This is a genomic window from Neotabrizicola shimadae, from assembly GCF_019623905.1.
In the GTDB taxonomy this organism is placed as follows: Bacteria; Pseudomonadota; Alphaproteobacteria; order Rhodobacterales; family Rhodobacteraceae; genus Neotabrizicola; species Neotabrizicola shimadae.
Genome location: NZ_CP069370.1, coordinates 2,720,825 through 2,738,444, shown reverse-complemented (window position 1 = coordinate 2,738,444; position 17,620 = coordinate 2,720,825). Strand labels below are relative to the sequence as shown.

Genomic DNA, 17,620 nt, shown 5'->3' with positions numbered 1-17,620 from the left:
AGACTCACATGCGCAAGCTCTCCGCACTTCTGCTCCTTTCCACCGCCCTGCCCGCTGCCGCCGAAGATTTCGGCGCCTCGGTCGATGCACAACTGGCGGCCCAGTCGCTCGCGTTGTTCGGCATTGCCGCGCCGCTGGCCGAAGGTGCCGGCGAAAGCCCGGAAGAGGGCTATCGCACGCCTGCGGACACCGCCGATGCGGCCATCGCCCTTGCCGATGGCCTGAAGGCCGAGTTCCTGACCCGCGAGGCGGGTTCGGATGTGGACATGCTGGCCTTCTACCCGGTCGAGGCCCCCACCCACCTGATCGCCTGCATCGAGGGCGATGCCGAGGAAATCGCGCCCGGCAAGATGAACCCCGCCGTGCAGGCGATCTCGCTGGCCGATGGGAAGGTGACGACGCTGGTGCGCGGCACCTCGTCCTGCGACGGCATCCGCGCCACCGCCTGGGGCACGATCCTGTTCACCGAAGAGGATGACCGGGGCGGCGCCTACGAGATTCTGAACCCGCTGGCCATCACCGAAGCGGTGACGATCACTGACCGCGAGACCGGCAAGACCACCGACGAAGCCCAGGTCCGCCGCTGGCTGTCCATGCCCACCATGGCCTGGGAAGGTATCGCCGTGCTGGCCGATGGCACCGTCTATGGCGGCGACGAGCTGCGCCCGGGCACCGATACTGCGGATGCCGATGGCGGCGCGATCTTCAAGTTCATTCCCGCCGCGCCCCATGCCGGCGGCATGATCGAAAGCCTGGACGCCTCGCCCTTCGCGGCGGGCAAGACCTATGCGATGCGCGTCTCGTGCCAGAAGGACACCGTCCAGTTCGGCCAGGGCTGCGAGGTCGGCGTGGCCGACTGGGTCGAGGTCGATCCGGTGAAGGCCCGCGTCGAAGCCGATGCCAAGGGCGCGACCGGCTTCTACCGCCCGGAAGACCTGCACCAGGACATGGCCTATGCCGGTGAGGGCGTGCGCTTCTGCTGGGCCGATACCGGCAACGAAGGCGCCCGCAACTATGCCGAGGTGATGTGCGCGGTCGATTATCCGGCCAACGTTCCCGTGGCCGATGCCGAGGGCAAGATCTCCTTCACCGCCATGGTGCAGCGGTTCGTCCAGGGCGACGAGGAGGCCAACTCCTTCGACAATCTGGATTTCCAGCCCGGCACCGGCAACCTTTACGTTCTGGAAGACCACCCGAACGGCGACATCTGGGCCTGCCTGCGTGATGGCGCCGACCGCGATCTGACCACCGACGGCTGCATCCGCGTGGCTTCGGTGAAGGACACTTCGGCCGAACCCACCGGCTTCATCTTCGCCGCCGATGGCAAGACGGCCTATGTCTCGATCCAGCATTCGGACGATACGAACATGGCCAAGGTCGATGACTACGGCACCGACGACATCGTGAAGATCACCGGCTTCGCCGACGTCGCGAAGTAGGGCAGGGTCCAACACCAAGAAGAGGCGCGGGCCGCAAGGTCCGCGCCTTGTTCCTTCTGTCGGGATCAGCCTCCTTCGTCCGGGGCGCGCGCGTCCGGTCGGGCTGTTGTGCCTTCCAACGCCGCGATGCGCCTCAGGATGTGGCGCTGTTCCGGTTCTTGCGCGCTCAGCGCCAGCGCCTTGCGGAAGGCGCTTGCCGCTTCGGCCCGGCGATCCAGGCGTTCCAGCATTTCGGCCTGTGCGGCATGGGCGGGGGCATAGGATTCCAGCGGTCCCTGCGCCAGCGGTGCGATCAGGGCAAGCGCCGGGGCCGGCCCCTGCACCATGGCAAGTGCGACCGCCCGGTTCAACGCCACGACCGGCGACGGCGCGGCCCGCAGAAGCACGGTGTAAAGCGCCAGGATCTCGGCCCAGTCGGTCTGATCCGCGGTTGCGGCGGCGGAATGGAGCGCGGCAATCGCCGCCTGTAACGTGTAGGGCCCGATCTGGCGGGTGGCGAAGGCGCGCTCCACCAGCGCCGAACCTTCGGCGATCAGGCCCCGGTCCCATAGGCTGCGGTCCTGGTCGGCCAGCAGGACGATGGCCCCCTCGGCGTCCTGCCGGGCCGCCTGCCGGGCGCGGGTCAACAGCATCAGCGCGACGAGCCCCATCACCTCGGCATCCGGCAGAAGTGCCAGCAGGTCGCGACCAAGCGCAATCGCCTGGTCCGAAAGGTCGGCGCGCAGCAGGTCCGGGCCGGCATGGGCGGAATAGCCCTCGTTGAACATCAGGTAGATGACGCGCAGCACCGGATCCAGCCGGGCCGGCATCTCGCCTGGCTCGGGCACGTCGTAGGGCACGCGGTCGTCCTTCAGCCGCGCCTTGGCACGGGTGATGCGCTGGGCGATGGTCGGGGTTCGCACCAGGAAGGCGCGGGCGATTTCTTCCGTCGTCAATCCGCACAGGGTGCGCAGGGTCAGCGCCACCTGCGCCTCGGGCGACAGGGCCGGATGGCAGCAGGTGAAGATCAGCCGCAGCGGATCATCCGGCCGGGCCGTATCGTCGGTGCTGTCGGACAGGGTCAGCGCCAGTTCGGCGGCAGCGGCGGTGAACCGCGCGCGGCGGCGCAGCTTGTCGATGGCGCGGAAGCGCCCCGCCGAAATCAGCCAGGCGGCGGGATTGGCGGGTACGCCGTCCTGTGGCCAGGTCTGCGTGGCGGCAAGAAAGGCATCGTGCAGCGCCTCTTCTGCAAGGTCGAAATCGCCAAGAAGCCGGATCAGCGTGGCCAGCACCCGGCGCCGGTCGCGGCGCCAGATGCTGTCGAGCGTGTCGCTCATTCGAAGTCCATCACCGGCCTGACCTCGACCGCGCCAAGCCGCGCCATGGGAATGTTGCGCGCCACCTCCATCGCAGCCTCGGCATCCGCCACGTCGATCAGGATGAACCCGGCCAGGACCTCCTTGCTTTCCGCATAGGGGCCGTCGGTCACCAGCGCGTCGCCGCCCCGCACACGCACGGTGCGCGCCGTCTCCCGCCCGTGCAGCGCCTCGGCGGCGAGGAACACGCCCCGCGCCATCAGCGCCCGGTCATAGGCCTGGGACTCCTCGCCGATCTTCGCCCAGCCTTCGGGCGTCACGGCAGCGGCGATGTCGTTGTCCACGATCACGGTGCACAGGTATTTCATGCGATCCTCTCCAGCACATCCAGCGGCCGCACCTCGATGGATCCGGTCTCTGCCAGCGGCATCCGCGCGGCGATCTGGATCGCTTCGGTCATGTCGCGGGCCTCGATCACGACGAAGCCCGACAGGTGCTCCTTGGTTTCCATGAAAGGGCCGTCGGTGGTGGTCAACTGCCCGCCCCAGGTGCGCACGGTGATCGCGTGGTCGGGGGTCTTCAGCGGCTCGCTGAAGACGAGGCGACCCTCTGCCGCAAGCTCGGCGTCATAGTCGAGCATGGCGTTCACATAGCCGTCGCGCTGGCTTTGGGACATGACCGCGAACTTGGCTTCGTCGAGATAGATCAGAAACATATAGCGCATGGGCCCTCCGGACCTTTCGGGGTTGATGGCCATGGTCGAACGGTAGCGGCGGATTTCGACAGCCCCAAAATCTTTTTCGTATCCTGTCGAACCGGACCTGCCCCGTTCGCCCATTCGCACCTGACAAGAAAGGATGGCGAAATGGACGTGATGACGGCAGCGGCGATGGCTTCGGTGAGGGAACTTGCCCGCCAGCGGCGGGACCGGCGGACAGGCGAAGCAGAGGTCCCGGTTGGAAAATTCTGTCGCCTTTGGTTCCCAAGCGCCGGAATCCGGCTGTGCCGGCTGCGAATTTGGTGGCCAAATGCCGGGGACAAAGGGGATGTGGATGGCATCAGTGGCAGGCAATCCGGTGCGGGTGGTCGAAACCCCTGACATGGGTATCGTGATGCCGGATGGCTGCCGGCTGTCGGCGCGGGTCTGGATGCCCGACGATGCGGGGACGCGCCCTGTCCCCGCGGTCCTGGAATACATTCCCTACCGCAAGCGCGACGGCACCCTGCCGCGCGACGAGATCATGCATCCATACGTCGCCGCCCGCGGTTATGCCTGCGTGCGTGTGGACATGCGCGGCTGCGGCGACAGCGAAGGGCTGCTGGCCGACGAATACACCGAACAGGAGTTGCAGGACGCCTGCGACGTGATCGCCTGGCTGGCAGCACAGCCCTGGTGCACCGGCGCGGTGGGGATGATGGGAAAAAGCTGGGGCGGCTTCAATTGCCTGCAGACCGCCTTCCTGCAACCCCCGGCTCTGAAGGCGGTTATCTCGGTCTGCTCCACCACCGACCGTTTCGCCGATGACATCCACTTCCGCGGCGGCTGCCTGCTGGGCGAGAATCTGGGCTGGGGCGCGGTGATGCTGTCCTATTCCTCGCGCCCCGCCGACCCGCTCTTGCGCAACGACTGGCACGCCGACTGGCTGCGCCGGCTGGACGCAGAACCCTTTCTGTCGGCCCGCTGGGCCCGTCACCAGACGCGCGACGCCTACTGGAAGCACGGCTCGATCTGCGAGGATTATTCCCGCGTCCAGGTGCCGGTCCTGTCCATCGGCGGCTGGGCCGACAACTACATGAACACCTGCTCGGCGCTGGTCGAGAACGTGAACGCAACGGCCATCGTCGGCCCCTGGGTGCACCAGTATCCGCATACCGCCGTGCCCGGCCCGGCCATCGGCTTCCTGCAAGAGGCGGTTCGCTGGTGGGACCGCTGGCTGAAAGGCATCGACAACGGTGCCGAGGCCGACCCCGCGATGCGCGCCTATGTACTGGACAGTGAGCCGCCCGACGCCTCGCCCCGCCACCGCGCCGGCACCTGGGTGGCCGACACCTGGCCCCCCGCCGAAGGGTCCAGCCTGACGCTGGCCCTGTCGCCCGGCGGGCGGCTGGGCGGGGCAGGCGGAATGCTGGACACCCCCGTGAACACCCCTCAGCACCTGGGCATGTCCACGGGCGAGTTCTTCCCCATGGGCCTGAACGCCGAAATGCCGGGCGACCAGGCGGCGGATGACGCCCTGTCGGTCTGCTTCGACGGCCAGCCGCTGGACGCGCCCCTGCAACTGCTGGGCCGCGCCCGCCTGCGCGCCATTGTCAGTTCCGACGCGCCGCTGGCCTTCCTGGCCCTGCGCCTGAATGACGTGGCCCCGGACGGGTCATCGGTCCGCATCGCCCACGGGATGCTGAACCTCTGCCACCGCGACAGCGCCGAACATCCCCAGCCGATGATTCCGGGCGAACCCGTGCCGGTCGACATCGGGCTGGACCTGATGGGCTATCGCCTGGCCCCCGGCCACCGCCTGCGCCTTGCGGTGAGCACGACCTACTGGCCCTTCGTCTGGCCCTCGCCCCGAGCGGCCACCGTCACGCTGCACGAGGGCACCCTGACGCTGCCGGTGCATCAGGGTGGGCAGCCTTGGCAACCGCCGCCGCCCGAAGGTGCGGCCCCCTGGGCGCATCGCGTCCTGCGCGAGGGTCGCGCCGCCCGCCGCATCGAGCGCGACCTGATCGCAGGAACGCAATCCCTGATCGTCGAGGATGACCAGGGCGAGGTGGAGAACCTGACGCACGGCCTCATCACCGCCGAAGCGATGGCCGAACGCTGGACGATCCGCCCGGACGATCCGCTGTCTGCCGAAGTCACCATCCGCTGGACGCAAAGCCTGCGCCGGGGCAACTGGTCGGTCAGAACCGAGGCCGAGGCGCGGATGACCGGCACCGAAACCGACCTGCGGATGCAGGCAAACCTTACCGCCTGGGAGGGCGAAGCGCAGGTGTTCGGCCGCAGCTGGGACGAAACCGTGCCCCGCCACTTCGTCTGACCGATCACGCGAAAAACGTTTGCCCGGAAGAAGATTCGCGGGTTACTGATTCACCAATCAACAAAAACACGGCAACGCCGCAGGGAGAACGGAATGAACGACCAACTGAAACAGCTGGCCAGCATGACGGCCAAGGGCCTGATGTCGCGCCGCGAGTTCAACACGCGCGCCGCTGCGCTGGGCGCGGGCTCTGTGCTTTCCTCGTCGCTGCTGGCGACGGCCGTGCGCGCGCAGGAACCCAAGAAGGGCGGCGTGCTGCGCGCCGGCATGCAAGGCGGCGAATCGACCAACTCGCTCGACCCGGCACTGGCCGCCTCGGAAGTGCCCTTCGCGGTCAGCATGACCTGGGGCGAGATGCTGGTTGACGTGGCCCCCGACAACTCGATCGACTACCGCATCGCAGAAGAGATCTCGTCGAACGCCGATGCGACCGAATGGAAGTTCAAGATCCGCCAGGGCGTGGAATTCCATGACGGCAAGACCGTCACGGCCGAAGACGTGGTGGCGACGCTGAAGCGCCATACCGACGAGAAGTCGCAGTCGGGCGCGCTGGGCATCGTGCAGGGCATCTCTGAAATGATCGCCGAAGGCGACATGGTCACGCTGAAGCTCGCCTCGGGCAATGCCGACCTGCCGTATCTCATGGCCGACTATCACCTGGTGATCCAGCCGGGCGGCGGCTTCGAGAACCCGGCCGCGGGCATCGGTGCCGGTGCCTACAAGGTGGCGATCAACGAACCGGGCGTGCGCCATGTGTTCGAGCGTCACCCGAACTACTGGGATGCAGCCAACGGCGCCCATGCCGACCAGGTCGAGATCATCGTGATCAACGACAACACCGCCCGCACCGCTGCGTTGCAGGCCGGCCAGATCCACATGATGAACCGCGTGGATCCGAAGATCGTCGAACTGCTCAAGAGCAACAGCGACATCACCATCGAACATGCGCCGGGCCGCGGCCACTATGTCTTCATCATGCATGTCGACAAGCCGCCCTTCGACAACAACGACCTGCGCATGGCGCTGAAGCTGGCGATCAACCGGCAGGAAATGCTGGACAAGGTGCTGGGCGGTCTCGGCTCGGTCGGCAACGACTTCCCGATCAACGCGGCCTATCCCCTGTTCGACGCCTCGATCCCGCAGCGCGAATACGATGCGGCGGCGGCAGCCGAGTTCTACAAGAAGTCCGGCCACGACGGCTCGCCCATCATCCTGCGCACCGCGGCAGGCGCCTTCCCCGGCGCCATCGACGCGGCCAACCTCTATGCCGCCAGCGCCAATGCCGCGGGCATCCCACTGCAGATCAAGCTCGAACCCGATGACGGCTACTGGTCGAACGTCTGGAACGTGGAACCTTTCTGCGCCAGCTACTGGGGCGGTCGCCCGGTGCAGGACCAGATGTATTCCACCGCCTATCTGTCCACCGCCGACTGGAACGACACCAAGTTCAGGAACCCCCATTTCGACGAGGTGCTGATCGCGGCGCGGGGCGAGCTGGACGAGACCAAGCGCAAGGCGATGTATTCGGAACTGGCCAACATCCTGCGCGACGAGGGCGGCCTGATCCTGCCGATGTTCAACGATTGGGTCGAGGCGCGCCGCGTCGAAGTGGCCGGCTGGACGCCCGACCCGAATGGCGAGTTGATGAACGGCAAGGCACTGATCAAGTGCTGGATCGCCTGAGGGCGGTCCGGTGCATCCCATCCTGAAACTGGTGGTCCAGCGCGTCGCGCTGGGCCTCCTCCTGTTGCTCGCCGTCTCGGCCGTGATCTTCCTTGGCGTCGAGGCGCTGCCAGGCGACACTGCCCAGGCGATCCTTGGCCAGTCGGCCACGCCCGAGGCGCTGGCCAACCTGCGCGAGAAGATGGGGCTGAACGAACCGCCCCTGACCCGCTACTTCAACTGGCTCGGCGGTGTTCTGACCGGCGATCTGGGCACGTCGCTGACCAACGGCGCCGACATCGCCCAGTCCATCGGCCAGCGGCTCGGCAACACGCTGTTCCTCGCCGGCTGCGCCGCCGTCATCTCGGTGCCGCTGGCGATCATCCTGGGCCTGATCGCCGCGCGCTATGCCGGGCGCTGGCCCGACAAACTGATCTCGGCGGTCACCCTGACCACGATCAGCCTGCCCGAATTCGTGGCGGCCTATTTCGTCATCTACCTGCTGACGCAGCTTTTCCCGATCTTCCAGCCCGTCGCCATGGTCTTCCCCGGCATGTCCTTCTGGGCCAAGCTCAACGCCGTGGCGTTGCCGGTGATCGTGCTGGTGCTGGTGGTGCTGGCTCACATGATGCGCATGACCCGCGCCGCCATCCTGAACGTCATGCAGTCAGCCTATATCGAAACCGCCGAGCTGAAGGGCCTGTCGCCCATGACGGTGATCTGGCGCCATGCCTTCCCCAACGCCATCGCGCCGGTGGTTTCCGTGGTGATGCTGAACCTTGCCTACCTTGTGGTGGGGGTCGTCGTTGTCGAGGTGGTGTTCAGCTACAACGCGCTTGGCCAGTATCTGGTGGACCATGTCACGAAGCGTGACCTGCCGGTGGTGCAGGCTGTGGGGCTGATCTTCGCGGCGGTCTACATCGTCCTGAACATGCTGGCGGACATCATCGGCATCCTCGCCAACCCCCGGCTGAGGCACCCGAAATGAAGATGCCGATCTCTGCCCTTCTGGGCCTTACCCTCACCGGCCTGTTCCTCTTCGTCGCCGTCTTCGCGCCCTGGCTGGCGCCCTATCCGCTGGACGATATCAGCGGCGGCCAGTGGGAAGGCCCCTCGGCCGCGCATTGGCTGGGTACCGACACCATCGGCCGCGACATCCTTTCGCGGCTGATCTACGGCGCTCAGGTGACGATCTTCGTCGCTCTGGCCTCCTCGGTGCTGGCCTTCACTTTGGGGGCCTTCCTGGGGTTCCTCGCCGCCGTGCGGGGCGGATGGATCGACCAGGGCCTGTCCCGTCTCGTTGATCTTGTGATGGCCGTTCCCGCGCTGATCGTGGCGCTGGTCGTGCTGTCGGTCCTGCCGCTGAATCTGACGGTGCTGATCCTTGTGATGGGGCTACTGGACAGCACCCGCGTGTTCCGGCTGTCGCGCGCCGTTGCCGTGGACATCGCGGTGATGGATTACGTCGAGGCCGCAAAGCTGCGCGGCGAACAGCAAAGCTGGATCATCTTCCGCGAGATCCTGCCCAACGCCCTGTCGCCGCTGGTCGCCGAATTCGGGCTGCGCTTCATCTTCGCCGTGCTGTTCATCTCGACGCTCTCCTTCCTCGGCCTCGGCATCCAGCCGCCGCTGGCCGACTGGGGCGGCATGGTCAAGGAAAACAAGGACGGGCTGATCTACGGCAAGTCCGCGGCGCTCTTGCCCGCCTTTGCCATCGCCGCACTGGCGATCTCGGTCAACCTCGTCGCCGACTGGGTGCTGAGCCGCACCACCAGCCTGAAAGGGGGACGCGGTGGCTGACATCCTTCTCGATATCCGGGGCCTGCGCATCGAGGCCACCGCCTATCCGCCGGGTGAACCGCCCAAGGACGTTGTGCTGGTCGATGACGTCTCGGTTTCCGTGCAGAAGGGCAAGGTGCTTGGCCTGATCGGCGAGTCCGGCGCCGGCAAGTCCACCATCGGCCTTTCCGCCATGTCCTATGGCCGCGGCGGCGTGCGCCTGACCGGAGGCGAGATCCTCCTGAACGGCCGCAACATCCGTGGCGCCCCCGCGCGCGAGCTGCGCAAGCTGCGCGGCCACGAAGTCACCTATGTCGCCCAATCCGCCGCCGCCGCCTTCAACCCGGCCAAGCGGCTGATGGAACAGGTGATCGAAACCTCGCTCTCCCACGGCCTCATGTCCAAGGCCGAGGCCGAGAAACGTGCCATAGGCCTCTTCCGCGAACTGGGCCTGCCCAACCCCGATACCTTCGGCGAGCGCTATCCCCACCAGGTCTCGGGCGGGCAATTGCAGCGCGCCATGACCGCCATGGCGCTCTGCCCCAAGCCCGACCTCGTGATCTTCGACGAACCCACCACCGCGCTGGACGTGACCACGCAGATCGACGTGCTGGCCGCCATCAAGAAGGCCATTCACGAAACCGGCGTGGCCGCGCTCTACATCACCCACGACCTCGCCGTGGTGGCCCAGGTGGCCGACGACATCCTGGTGCTGCGCCATGGCAAGAAGGTCGAATACGGCACCACGGCCCAGATCATCACCGCCCCGCGCGAAGCCTATACCCAGGCGCTGGTCTCGGTCCGCGGCATCGAACATGTGGAGAAGGCCCCCGCGCCCCCGGTCCTGTCGGTCCAGAACGTCACCGCCCGCTACAAGGGCACCGGTTTCGACGTCCTGAAGAACGTCACCGTCGATCTGCCCCCCGGCCAGACCCTCGCCGTGGTGGGCGAAAGCGGCTCGGGCAAATCCACGCTGGCCCGCGCCATCACGGGCCTCCTGCCGCCCACGCAGGGCCGCATCACCTTTGCCGGTCGCGAACTCAGCCGCGACCTTCCCACGCGCAGCAAGGATGACCTGCGCGAATTGCAGATGATCTACCAGATGGCCGACACGGCGATGAACCCGCGCCAGACAGTCGGCACCATCATCGGCCGCCCGCTGGAGTTCTACTTCGGCATGGGCGGCGAGCAGAAGCGCAAGCGCGTGCAAGAGCTTCTGGACGAGATCGAGATGGGCAAGGGCTTCATCGACCGCTATCCGGCCGAACTTTCGGGCGGCCAGAAACAGCGCGTCTGCATCGCCCGCGCCCTGGCCGCGAAACCAAAGCTCATCATCTGCGACGAGGTGACATCGGCGCTGGACCCGCTGGTCGCGGACGGCATCCTCAAGCTTCTCCTGAACCTGCAGAAGATCGAGGGCGTGGCCTATCTCTTCATCACCCACGACCTGGCCACCGTCCGCGCCATCGCCGACCGCATCGCGGTCATGTATCGCGGCCAGGTGGTGCGCTACGGCTCCAAGACCGATGTGCTGACCCCGCCCTTCGACGACTACACCGATCTTCTCCTGTCCTCGGTGCCCGAGATGCGGCTTGGCTGGCTGGAAGAGGTGCTCGCCCACCGCAAGATGGAAAGCGCCGGGAACTGACGTGGCGGCAGCCCGCGCTGCCGCCCGTTGCAAGGGGCCGCCCCGGCCCGGCAGAAATGACGCCATGACAAAGCACCTGATCCTGCTGGCGCTGCTGGCCAGCCCCGCCGCCGCCGAGACCTTCGCCATCGCCCCCGGCCCCGACGCCGAGGCCGCGCTGCAAGAGGCCCTGATCCTCGCCCAGCCGGGTGACGAGGTGGTGCTCGCCCCCGGCCGCTATGACATCGTGAACCAGCTCTCGCTCGCGAACGAGGATGTCACGCTCCGCGGCGCGGGCATGGATGCCTCGGTCCTGTCCTTCAAGGGCCAGACCGGGGGCGCCGAAGGGCTGATCGTCACGGCGAACGGTGCCATCCTCAAGGATTTCGCGGTCGAGGACGCCAAGGGCGATGCGATCAAGGCCAAGGGTGTGGACGGCATCGCCATGATCCGCCTGCGCGCCGAATGGACGAACGGCCCGGATGCCGCGAACGGCGCCTACGGCTTCTACCCCGTGGAATCGCGGAACGTTCTGCTGGATGGCGTGGTCGCCATCGGCGCCTCGGATGCCGGCATCTATGTCGGCCAAAGCCAGCGCATCGTCGTGCGCAACAGCCGGGCCGAATACAACGTGGCCGGGCTGGAAATCGAGAACTGCTACTACGCCGATGTGTTCGACAATCTGGTGACCAATAACACCGGGGGCCTTCTGGTCTTTGACCTGCCCGACCTGCCGCAGCAGAAGGGTCATGACATCCGCGTGTTCCACAACCGCAGCCTTGCCAACAACACCCCGAACTTCGCGCCGCAGGGCAACATCGTGGGCCTCGTCCCGGCCGGGACCGGGATGCTCATCATGGCCAACACCGATGTCGAGGTCTTCGACAACGACTTCGCCGACAACAAGACGGTCAACCTGATCTTCGGCAGCTACGTCAAGGACTTCACCGACGAAAGCTACTATCCGCATCCCCGCCGCATCCACATCCACGACAACCGTTTCACCGGCGGCGGCACCGATCCCGATCCCGGCGAATTCGGCAGCGCCCTGCGAAAGGCCCTGGGCGTGCCGGTCCCGGATGTGGTCTGGGATGGGGTGATGCCGCTGTCGCAGTGGTTCACCACGGGCCTGGCCGCGGGCGAGGGGCATCTCGTGGCGAACAACAGCCATGCCACCAACCCGCCCTATGCCAATGCCGATTTCGTGGGCTTCTTCGGCCTGCCCTTCCTGCACTCGGTCAAGACCGACCCGGCCGAGCTGTCCGAGCCGCTGGCCCCGCTGCCGCCGGTTCAGGTGGTGATCCGTGGCCGCGATGTCTCGCATCCCGGCGCCTGGGCCGAGTTCGCGAAATGAGGCTCGCGGCGGCGCTGCTGGTTCTGGCCACGCCTGCACTGGCAGAGGTGCAGCCCGATGCCATCGCCGCGCCGCGCCCGGTCAGGCACCTGTCCGACTATGGATTCTTTGACGACCTCGCCGCCGGCACCCCCGCGCCGGGCGTCGTGCCCTATGTCATCTCGGCGCCGCTCTTCACCGATTATGCCGACAAGGACCGTTTCCTTTACACTCCCGCGCCGGTCGATCCCGGGACCGGCGGCCTGTTGGACCTGCCCGTCGGATCCGCGCTGATCAAGACCTTCCGCTATGACGATCACCGGGTCGAAACCCGCGTGCTGCTGCATCAGGCATCCGGCTGGAAGGCCTGGCCCTATGTCTGGAACGCCGATGGCACAGATGCCGAGCTTCGTCTTGCCGGGGCCGACATGACCATCGACACCGGCCACGGTCCGGCGGCCTATCACGTCCCCAACGCCAACCAGTGCAAGGCCTGCCACATCGGCGCAGACAAGCAGATCACGCCCATCGGGCCGAAGCTGCGCAACCTCAACACCGGCGACCAGCTCGACCGGCTGGCGGCAGCCCATGTGCTGACCTCCGTGCCTGCCGATGCCCCGGCTGTGCCGGACTACACCGACACCGCCGTGCCGCTCGATGTCCGCGCCAGGGCCTGGCTCGATGCGAATTGCGGCCACTGCCACGCGCCCGGCCATCCGGCCGACACCTCGGGCCTCTATCTCACCTGGGACGAGGCCGATCCGCTGCGCCTTGGCGTGATGAAGCGCCCGGTCGCCGCCGGTCGCGGCTCGGGCAACCTGGAATACGACATCGTGCCGGGCGACCCCGACGCTTCGATCCTGCTTTACCGCCTCACCTCGACCGATCCCGGCGTGATGATGCCAGAGCTTGGCCGCAGCATGGTGCCCGAAGAAGGCGCGGCGCTGATCCGGGACTGGATCGCATCGCTGAAGGAGTGACGACATGTCCGCGAAGCTCTTGCTCATCATCCTGGACGGCGTGCCTTACGCCAACTGGCGGCGCCTGTTCGGCAATCTCGAAGGCTGGGTCGCCTCGGGCGAGGCGCAGGTGCGCCGGATGCGCTCGGTCCTGCCCTCGACCTCGGGCACCTGCTATGCCTCCATCCACACGGGCCTTGCCCCGCAGGTGCATGGCATCTGGGGCAACGCACAGCGCCGGCGGCTGGAGTTTCCGGATGTCTTCTCGGAATTGGTCAAGGCGGGCCGGGTCACGGGGGCCGTGACCCACTCGTTCTGGTCCGAATTCTTCAACCGCTACCCGTTCGATCTGGTCCGCGACATCGAATACGATGAACCCGGCGGCCCGATCACCCATGGCCGCTTCCACACCATGACGGGCGATTCCGGCTGCAACCAGATGACGCCCTCGGATGTGGATCTGTTTGCCACGCTCACCATGCTCTGCGAACGCAAGGGCATCGACTACGGCATCCTGCACACCTGCACGCTCGACAGCATGGGCCACCGCTTCTTCCACGATTGCGAGGAAATGGACGACGCCTGCTACAAGATGGACGAGATGCTCGCCCCCTTCCTCCATCGCTGGCGCAAGGCCGGCTACGAGGTCATCGTCACCGCCGACCACGGTCAGGACGCGCGCGGCCACCACGGCGGCACGGGCGAGGCGCAGCAGGACTTCGCCTTCTACTACTTCGGCGGGGCCACGCTCCCCGCGCCCGACGTGGTGCTGGATCAACTGGCGCTCGCGCCCTCGATCCTCACCCGCATGGGCGTTCCGGTGCCCGAGACGATGAAGGCCCGTCCTTTCCTTCAACCCTGATCTTTTGTCCGTGTCTCGCCCCGGCGCAGGCCGGGGCCTCGGCTCCACCCCGCCCGGCAAGGCCCCGGCCTGCGCCGGGGCGCAGCGGTCAGCTGGCGAAGTCGCTGCCCTCGGCGTCCAGAAGCGCCCTGATCTCGCGCAGATGGGCCTCGGCAAAGCCGGGATAGGCCTCCCATTCCCGCGCGGTCTTTTCCGCCACCGCCTCGGGCAGCACCCGCAGGGGCCGCCCGGTCTGCAACGCCCGGATATAGGTCTCGGCCGCCCGCTCGAAATAGTAGAGCCGGTTGAACGCCTCGGCCACCGTGCGGCCCACCACCAGCACACCGTGGTTGCCCATCACCATGGCAATCACCTTGGGGTCCGCCAGCATCGCCGCGCAGCGCGCCCCCTCCTCCTCGAAGGCCATTCCCCCGTAATGCTCGTCCACCACATGCCGGTTGTGGAACATGGCCGTGTTCTGGTCGATGGCCGGCAGGTGGCTGTCCGCCAGACTAGCCAGCACCGTGGCATGGACCGAATGGACATGCATCACGCAGCGGGCATGGCGACAGGCGCGGTGGATGGCCCCGTGCAGCCCCCAAGCCGTGGGATCGGGCGCATCTGGCCTGTCCATCGTGGCGGGGTCGTTGGCATCCAGCTCCAGCAGATCGCTCGCCCGGATCCGGGCGAAATGCCGGCCGTTGGGGTTGATGAGGAACCGCGTCCCGTCCGGGTTCACCGCGAGCGAGAAATGGTTGGCCACGGATTCGTGCATCCTCTCGCGCACCGTCCAGCGGAAGGCGGCGGCCATGTCCACCCTTTCGAGCCAGTGGGTGAGGTTGGGGGCAGGGGCATTCATGTCGGAACCTCCTCGGGGAACGTGCCTTTCACCAGTGCCGCGATGCCGGCGCAGATGCGGTCAAAGCTGCGCGCCGCACGCCCCACGCTGGACCGCGCCCGCAGATAGCCATGCACCAGGCCCGGCTCGGTGACCGCAACCGCCACACCCCCCGCCGCCACGATCTTCGCGGCATAGGCGGGCGCATCGTCGGCCAGCGGATCGCATTCCGCGGCAATCGCCAGGGTGGGCGGCAGGCCGGAGAAATCCGTGTCGGCCAGCGGGCTGACCGTTGCATCCGGCGCCTCCGGCGCCACGCCGCCATGGCGGATGCCGGCATAGAAGGCGATGTCCGCCGCCGTCAGCATCGGCGCATGGGCATGTGTCACATAGCTTCCCTCGCCGCGCCTGCCGCCCAGGCCGGGATAGATCAGCACCTGGCCCACGATTCCAAGTGCCCCATTCCGCCCGATCGCCTGCGCCACTGCCGCCGCCAGGTTGCCCCCCGCGCTGTCGCCCGCCAGAACCATCGGCCCGCCGATCTCGTCGGCCACCGCGCGCGTCGCCGCGCAGGCGTCATCGAAAGCCGCCGGATGCGGATGCTCGGGCGACAGCCGGTAATCCACGGCCACCACCGTATGCCCGGTGCGCGCGCGGATCTCGGCGCAGACATCGTCATGCGAATGCAGCCCGCCCACGACGAAGCCCCCGCCATGGAAATAGACCACCACCGCCCCGTCGCCCGGATAGATCCGGCAGGGCACCCCGCCGAACATCCGGTCCGCCGCCGTCACCCCCGGCGGATAGCCGCGGAAGAACAGCCGGCACATGCGGTCATAGATCGCCCGCTGGTCGGCAATCGTCAGCGTCGCCGTGTCGGGCGGATAGGCCGCATCCGTCGTGCGGATGAAGTCCCAGGTCTCGTCGTCGATCAGCTGGCTGTAGTCGGTCATCTTGCCCTCTTCGGCCCAAGCCTCGCCCGGCGGCCGCTTGATGGCAATGGGAGCTTTCCGCTGCGCCGCGGAATCTGCCCGCTTTGTTCATAACCTGGCCCCAATCCGCAGCGATGCAGGAAACTACGAAAGCTGGAGACCGCAATGATCAGGGCGCATTTCGATCACCCCCATCCCGTCGACCGGGTCGGTGAAGGTGTGCGCGTCCTGCTTCTGACATGCGCCGGCACGCCCGGCCGCGATGCCCTGATCGCCCGGCTTTGCGCCACCGGGGCCGAGGTCGAGACGGCCGAAGAGCTTTACTCCGTTCTGGGCGATCTGATGGACGATTCCTCGGATTACGGGCTTTTCGTCATGGAATGCGACGCGTTCGGCGGGGTTGATGCGGGGCGCCGCGCCGCCGCCCTTCTGGGCCAGTTGAAGCGCCCGCTCCCGGTGATCCTGCTGACCGCCGACCGCGCCGAACAGCACTTCCCAGATGACTGGCGCGATCCCGCCATCCTGCACCAGCCGGTGTCCTCGGTGGCGCTGCGCGTCGGCATGGAACAGCTTCTACACCGCCGCTTCGACTGGGACCGCCCGGCAATGTGAAAGGGCGGGCCAAGGCCCGCCCTTCCGAATTCTGCCGAAGGCCTGGATCAGGCCAGAGCGAGGTTGGTCGCCGATTCGCGGCCGTCACGGCTCTTTTCGATGTCGAAGGTCACGGCCTGGCCGTCCTTCAGGCCACGCAGGCCAGCACGCTCCAGCGCGGTGATGTGGACGAACACGTCCTTCTTGCCGCCTTCCGGGGCGATGAAGCCGTAGCCCTTGGTTTCATTGAACCATTTCACGGTGCCCTTGGCCATCGTGAACACTCCTGTTTCTCATGCCGCCCGCGGAATGCGGCGACCCGGCTCAGTCAGATCAGTCGATGCCGCGGCCGATGGTCGGAGACAGGGATCGAGATAGACAACGTCGCGTCAGCGATGTTGGCATTTTCCGCGCGATTCCGCAAGGTTGAAGGGAAGCCGCGGTCAGGCGAGCTGCGGCTGGGGCAGGGAGGGCGGCCCCTTGCGGCGCGGCATCAAGGCCCAAGCCAGGGACAGGACAAAACCCAGGGTGCCGATGCCGGACCAAAGGCCAAGCCCCGCCAGGAAGCCGATGTCGAACACCGTCCAGCCCAGAACTGCCGCGATGAAACCGGCCAGACCCGCAGCGATGACAAGCAGAACGGCCATGTCCCCTCCGATTCCTCACGAAACCGTGTCACGGGTTTGCGGCAGCATTTGGGCAAAGGTCGAGCAGGGCGCGCCCCGGAGCAAGCGGCGAACCTGTCGCATTTGAACCTTACATATTCAACATTATGTATGTGTTGGCCAACACGCCGATTCGAAAGGATTCCCAATGACGCTCGACCGTTCCGTGATGATGTTTGCCGGGGCCATGGTGCTCCTCTCCGTGGCCTTGACCGCCTGGGTCTCGCCGCTCTTCGTCTGGTTCACCGTCTTCATCGGCCTGAACCTGATCCAGTCCTCGGTCACCGGCTTCTGCCCGGCGGCTTCGGTGTTCCGCATGTTCGGGGTCAAGAAGGGCTGCGCCTTCGAGTAAGGCTTGCGGTGCCGCCGGCGCCGGCGTAGCCCGGCGTCATGGCTGTCCTTCTGCCCTTTCTGGCCGTGGCCGTCTTTCTGGCGATGTGGTGGTCGCGCCGCGGCTCCACCCTCACGCGCGACTGCCGCTGGCGGCTGGACCGCCGGCTTGGCCCGACCACCTGGCACTGCGCGACCTGCGGGGCCACCTGCGATCCCGGCAGCGGTACGCCGCGCGATTGCCTGCACCCCGCGCCGCGCGACCCGGCTTGACGGTGGCGGCGCGGCGGC

At 67.0% G+C, this 17,620-nt stretch carries 19 protein-coding genes; 12 read left to right on the top strand and 7 right to left on the bottom strand.

Translation table 11 applies throughout. The features are described 5' to 3' along the window. The first annotated feature begins 8 nt into the window (after positions 1-8). The gene (locus tag JO391_RS13330; RefSeq protein WP_220660965.1) at positions 9-1,439 is read left to right on the top strand and encodes an alkaline phosphatase PhoX; all 1,431 of its coding nucleotides are present in this window, start codon (positions 9-11) and stop codon (positions 1,437-1,439) included. 65 nt (positions 1,440-1,504) lie between these two features. On the opposite strand, the gene JO391_RS13325 is transcribed toward JO391_RS13330, so the two are convergent. The 3 genes from JO391_RS13325 to JO391_RS13315 are packed head-to-tail and all read right to left on the bottom strand — an operon-like array spanning position 1,505 to position 3,458. Next, positions 1,505-2,755: an RNA polymerase sigma factor gene (locus JO391_RS13325; protein ID WP_220660964.1), complete on the bottom strand. Its 1,251-nt coding sequence runs from the start codon at positions 2,753-2,755 to the stop codon at positions 1,505-1,507. Next, entirely contained in the window at positions 2,752-3,102 is a 351-nt protein-coding gene (locus JO391_RS13320; protein ID WP_220660963.1) for a YciI family protein, read from the bottom strand. Before JO391_RS13320 ends, JO391_RS13325 begins: the two co-directional genes overlap by 4 nt. Beyond that, positions 3,099-3,458 (bottom strand): YciI family protein, encoded by a 360-nt coding sequence (locus tag JO391_RS13315; RefSeq protein ID WP_220660962.1) that lies wholly within the window; start codon positions 3,456-3,458, stop codon positions 3,099-3,101. The genes JO391_RS13320 and JO391_RS13315 overlap by 4 nt, the downstream gene beginning before the upstream one ends. A 328-nt stretch (positions 3,459-3,786) precedes the next feature. On the opposite strand from JO391_RS13315, the gene JO391_RS13310 reads away from it, so the two are divergent. The 8 genes from JO391_RS13310 (at position 3,787) to JO391_RS13275 (ending at position 13,994) form a co-directional block, all read left to right on the top strand. After that, positions 3,787-5,772, top strand: a complete 1,986-nt coding sequence (locus JO391_RS13310) for a CocE/NonD family hydrolase (RefSeq protein WP_259444698.1) — start codon at positions 3,787-3,789, stop codon at positions 5,770-5,772. Positions 5,773-5,865: 93 nt separating this feature from the next. Then, positions 5,866-7,455, top strand: a complete 1,590-nt coding sequence (locus tag JO391_RS13305; RefSeq protein ID WP_220660961.1) for an ABC transporter substrate-binding protein — start codon at positions 5,866-5,868, stop codon at positions 7,453-7,455. 10 nt (positions 7,456-7,465) lie between these two features. Next, positions 7,466-8,422, top strand: a complete 957-nt coding sequence (locus JO391_RS13300; RefSeq protein ID WP_220660960.1) for an ABC transporter permease — start codon at positions 7,466-7,468, stop codon at positions 8,420-8,422. Next, positions 8,419-9,234 (top strand): ABC transporter permease, encoded by an 816-nt coding sequence (locus tag JO391_RS13295; protein ID WP_220660959.1) that lies wholly within the window; start codon positions 8,419-8,421, stop codon positions 9,232-9,234. Before JO391_RS13300 ends, JO391_RS13295 begins: the two co-directional genes overlap by 4 nt. Further along, positions 9,227-10,861 carry an ABC transporter ATP-binding protein gene (locus tag JO391_RS13290; protein WP_220660958.1) on the top strand — a complete coding sequence of 545 codons (1,635 nt, stop codon included), beginning with the start codon at positions 9,227-9,229 and terminating at the stop codon, positions 10,859-10,861. The genes JO391_RS13295 and JO391_RS13290 overlap by 8 nt, the downstream gene beginning before the upstream one ends. Positions 10,862-10,925: 64 nt before the next feature. After that, positions 10,926-12,194: a parallel beta-helix domain-containing protein gene (locus JO391_RS13285; RefSeq protein WP_220660957.1), complete on the top strand. Its 1,269-nt coding sequence runs from the start codon at positions 10,926-10,928 to the stop codon at positions 12,192-12,194. Beyond that, entirely contained in the window at positions 12,191-13,153 is a 963-nt protein-coding gene (locus JO391_RS13280; RefSeq protein ID WP_220660956.1) for an SO2930 family diheme c-type cytochrome, read from the top strand. The genes JO391_RS13285 and JO391_RS13280 overlap by 4 nt, the downstream gene beginning before the upstream one ends. Positions 13,154-13,157: 4 nt before the next feature. Further along, positions 13,158-13,994, top strand: a complete 837-nt coding sequence (locus JO391_RS13275; RefSeq protein WP_220660955.1) for an alkaline phosphatase family protein — start codon at positions 13,158-13,160, stop codon at positions 13,992-13,994. An 88-nt stretch (positions 13,995-14,082) separates the two neighbouring features. Here the strand turns inward: JO391_RS13275 and JO391_RS13270 are convergent, their stop codons facing one another. After that, positions 14,083-14,832 (bottom strand): class II aldolase and adducin N-terminal domain-containing protein, encoded by a 750-nt coding sequence (locus JO391_RS13270; RefSeq protein WP_220660954.1) that lies wholly within the window; start codon positions 14,830-14,832, stop codon positions 14,083-14,085. Next, complete coding sequence (locus JO391_RS13265) at positions 14,829-15,764, bottom strand: alpha/beta hydrolase (RefSeq protein ID WP_220660953.1); 936 nt, start codon at positions 15,762-15,764, stop codon at positions 14,829-14,831. The genes JO391_RS13270 and JO391_RS13265 overlap by 4 nt, the downstream gene beginning before the upstream one ends. Before the next feature lie 144 nt (positions 15,765-15,908). Here JO391_RS13265 and JO391_RS13260 point away from each other — a divergent pair, with 144 nt between their 5' ends. Beyond that, a complete protein-coding gene (locus JO391_RS13260) occupies positions 15,909-16,355 on the top strand; it encodes a hypothetical protein (protein ID WP_220660952.1) in 447 nt (148 codons plus the stop codon). A 47-nt stretch (positions 16,356-16,402) separates the two neighbouring features. On the opposite strand, the gene JO391_RS13255 is transcribed toward JO391_RS13260, so the two are convergent. Further along, positions 16,403-16,609, bottom strand: coding sequence for a cold-shock protein (locus tag JO391_RS13255; RefSeq protein ID WP_220660951.1), 207 nt, complete (start codon positions 16,607-16,609; stop codon positions 16,403-16,405). A gap of 168 nt (positions 16,610-16,777) precedes the next feature. Then, complete coding sequence (locus JO391_RS13250; protein WP_220660950.1) at positions 16,778-16,981, bottom strand: hypothetical protein; 204 nt, start codon at positions 16,979-16,981, stop codon at positions 16,778-16,780. Positions 16,982-17,147: 166 nt separating this feature from the next. Here JO391_RS13250 and JO391_RS13245 point away from each other — a divergent pair, with 166 nt between their 5' ends. Beyond that, entirely contained in the window at positions 17,148-17,351 is a 204-nt protein-coding gene (locus JO391_RS13245; RefSeq protein ID WP_220660949.1) for a YgaP family membrane protein, read from the top strand. Between the two features lie 38 nt (positions 17,352-17,389). Beyond that, positions 17,390-17,602 (top strand): hypothetical protein, encoded by a 213-nt coding sequence (locus tag JO391_RS13240; RefSeq protein WP_220660948.1) that lies wholly within the window; start codon positions 17,390-17,392, stop codon positions 17,600-17,602. The last annotated feature ends 18 nt before the right edge of the window (positions 17,603-17,620 follow it).

Coding starts and splice junctions, on each gene's coding strand:
- JO391_RS13330 (WP_220660965.1), top strand. CDS start 9: ATGCGCAAGCTCTCCGCACTTCTGCTCCTTTCCACCGCCCTGCCCGCT.
- JO391_RS13325 (WP_220660964.1), bottom strand. CDS start 2,755: ATGAGCGACACGCTCGACAGCATCTGGCGCCGCGACCGGCGCCGGGTG.
- JO391_RS13320 (WP_220660963.1), bottom strand. CDS start 3,102: ATGAAATACCTGTGCACCGTGATCGTGGACAACGACATCGCCGCTGCC.
- JO391_RS13315 (WP_220660962.1), bottom strand. CDS start 3,458: ATGCGCTATATGTTTCTGATCTATCTCGACGAAGCCAAGTTCGCGGTC.
- JO391_RS13310 (WP_259444698.1), top strand. CDS start 3,787: ATGGCATCAGTGGCAGGCAATCCGGTGCGGGTGGTCGAAACCCCTGAC.
- JO391_RS13305 (WP_220660961.1), top strand. CDS start 5,866: ATGAACGACCAACTGAAACAGCTGGCCAGCATGACGGCCAAGGGCCTG.
- JO391_RS13295 (WP_220660959.1), top strand. CDS start 8,419: ATGAAGATGCCGATCTCTGCCCTTCTGGGCCTTACCCTCACCGGCCTG.
- JO391_RS13285 (WP_220660957.1), top strand. CDS start 10,926: ATGACAAAGCACCTGATCCTGCTGGCGCTGCTGGCCAGCCCCGCCGCC.
- JO391_RS13280 (WP_220660956.1), top strand. CDS start 12,191: ATGAGGCTCGCGGCGGCGCTGCTGGTTCTGGCCACGCCTGCACTGGCA.
- JO391_RS13275 (WP_220660955.1), top strand. CDS start 13,158: ATGTCCGCGAAGCTCTTGCTCATCATCCTGGACGGCGTGCCTTACGCC.
- JO391_RS13270 (WP_220660954.1), bottom strand. CDS start 14,832: ATGAATGCCCCTGCCCCCAACCTCACCCACTGGCTCGAAAGGGTGGAC.
- JO391_RS13265 (WP_220660953.1), bottom strand. CDS start 15,764: ATGACCGACTACAGCCAGCTGATCGACGACGAGACCTGGGACTTCATC.
- JO391_RS13260 (WP_220660952.1), top strand. CDS start 15,909: ATGATCAGGGCGCATTTCGATCACCCCCATCCCGTCGACCGGGTCGGT.
- JO391_RS13255 (WP_220660951.1), bottom strand. CDS start 16,609: ATGGCCAAGGGCACCGTGAAATGGTTCAATGAAACCAAGGGCTACGGC.
- JO391_RS13250 (WP_220660950.1), bottom strand. CDS start 16,981: ATGGCCGTTCTGCTTGTCATCGCTGCGGGTCTGGCCGGTTTCATCGCG.
- JO391_RS13245 (WP_220660949.1), top strand. CDS start 17,148: ATGACGCTCGACCGTTCCGTGATGATGTTTGCCGGGGCCATGGTGCTC.
- JO391_RS13240 (WP_220660948.1), top strand. CDS start 17,390: ATGGCTGTCCTTCTGCCCTTTCTGGCCGTGGCCGTCTTTCTGGCGATG.